Source organism: Caballeronia mineralivorans PML1(12) (assembly GCF_001028175.1).
Lineage (GTDB): Bacteria > Pseudomonadota > Gammaproteobacteria > Burkholderiales > Burkholderiaceae > Caballeronia > Caballeronia mineralivorans.
Window position 1 is genome coordinate 1 of sequence record NZ_AEJF01000111.1, and the last position, 1,875, is coordinate 1,875.

Annotated in this window: 2 protein-coding genes and 1 pseudogene; all 3 read left to right on the plus strand. The window is 65.9% G+C overall.

The features are described from left to right. Nucleotides 1–370, plus strand: a pseudogene (locus tag EOS_RS17475) (MFS transporter); the annotation flags it as partial. 76 nt (nt 371–446) lie between these two features. After that, nucleotides 447–1,343, plus strand: coding sequence for a glucose-1-phosphate thymidylyltransferase RfbA (gene rfbA, locus EOS_RS17480; RefSeq protein WP_047847931.1), 897 nt, complete (start codon nt 447–449; stop codon nt 1,341–1,343). Beyond that, nucleotides 1,340–1,875, plus strand: a 536-nt coding sequence (rfbC, locus tag EOS_RS17485) for a dTDP-4-dehydrorhamnose 3,5-epimerase (RefSeq protein WP_047847932.1), incomplete at its 3' end; no start/stop codon positions are given. The genes rfbA and rfbC, both read left to right, overlap by 4 nt.

Below are 1,875 nucleotides of genomic sequence, written 5' to 3' on the forward strand. Positions count from 1 at the left end.
CGGGCGCGGCACGCTGCTCTCGGGACTCGCGCTCGCAACACTCGGCGCGGCGGCACTGATCGACATCCCCCGGATGCCCTACTGGGCGCTCGCGCTCGCGATCGGGGTAGCCAATTTCGGCGCCGGACAGACGATTCCCGCGATGAACCTCGCCGTGATGCAGGCGGCCGGGCCTGCGGAGGCCAATCTCGCGGCCGCTTCGCTCAATGCGAGCCGGCAAATCGGCTCATTGCTGGGTGTCGCGATCGCCTCGGTGATCCTGCATGCGATCGCCGACTCGGAGCTCGCGACAGCGGCCGGCTTCGCCGTTATCGCGGCCGCCTACGCGGGCGGGCTCGGGCTCGTGTTCAAGACGTTGCGGCCGGGTTAAGCGGATCACCCGGTCTCCTTGTGCGCCATGCACACCGCCCCGATGGACCTTTTGCTCTTCCAACAGCGAGGACTTCATGAACACAGTGACCGGCCGGAAAGGAATCATACTCGCGGGAGGATCCGGCACCCGGCTTCACCCGCTCACGCATTCGGTATCCAAGCAGCTGATGCCGGTGTACGACAAGCCGATGATCTACTACCCGCTCAGCACGATCATGCTGGCCGGCATTCGCGACGTGCTGATCATCTCGACGCCGCGCGATCTCGAGGCGTTCCAGCACCTGCTCGGCGACGGCGGCCAATGGGGCATGAATTTCTCGTACGCGGCCCAGCCCAGCCCGGACGGCCTGGCCCAGGCGTTCCTGATCGGCGCGCCGTTCATTGGGCACGACGCCGCGACCCTCGTGCTCGGTGACAACATCTATCACGGCCCGGCGTTGTCGGCGCTGCTGCAGCGGGCCGCAGCGCGCCCGCATGGCGCGACCGTGTTCGGCTATTACGTCCGCGATCCGCAGCGCTACGGCGTCGTGTCATTCGGCGCAACGGGCCGGGCCATCGATCTCGAAGAAAAACCGCTGCATCCGAAATCGAACTATGCGGTGACCGGGCTCTATTTCTATGACAACGATGTGGTCGATCTGGCGAAGGAGGTGCGCCCGTCGGCGCGCGGCGAACTCGAGATCACCGATCTGAACCGCGCCTATCTCGAGCGCGGCACACTGAACGTGGAGATCCTCGGGCGGGGCTATGCGTGGCTGGACACCGGCACGCACGAATCGCTGCTCGACGCCGCCAACTTCATCCAGGTCATGCAGGCGCGGCAGGGCCTGCAGATTGCCTGCCCGGAAGAGATCGCATTCCGGCTCGGCTGGATCGGCGCGGATCGTCTCGAAGCGCTTGCGCACAAGCTAGCGAAGAGCGGCTACGGCCAGTATCTTCTCGACACCCTGCGCAAGGAGGTGGTCGCATGAACATAGTGGAAACACCGCTGCCGGGGGTCCTGTTGTTCGAGCCGAGTGTCTTCGGCGACTCGCGCGGATTCTTTGTCGAAAGCTTCCGGGAAAGCTGGCTCGCTCAAGCCGGTATCGACGCCACCTTCATTCAGGATAACCAATCACGCTCACGGCGCGGCGTGCTGCGTGGCCTGCACTACCAGCTCGTCAATCCGCAAGGCAAGCTGGTGCGCGCCGCGCGCGGCGAGGTCTACGACGTGGCGGTCGACATCCGGCGCGACTCGCCGTATTTCGGCCGGTGGTTCGGCACCCGTCTTGACGATATCACGCACCGGCTGCTGTGGATTCCGCCCGGATTTGCGCACGGCTTCTGCGTGCTGTCGGACGAAGCCGATTTCGCCTACAAATGCACCCAGTACTACGACCCGGCCTCCGATGCGGGCGTGCGCTGGGACGACCCGGCGCTCGGCATCGACTGGCCCGAGCTCGACGTCGCGCCGCAGCTTTCCGACAAGGACCGGCGGCATCCGTGCCTCGCCGAGCGGCCGCC

What these genes read in the sequence shown, in the direction of transcription:
- rfbA (WP_047847931.1), top strand. Translation starts at nt 447, where the DNA reads ATGAACACAGTGACCGGCCGGAAAGGAATCATACTCGCGGGAGGATCC.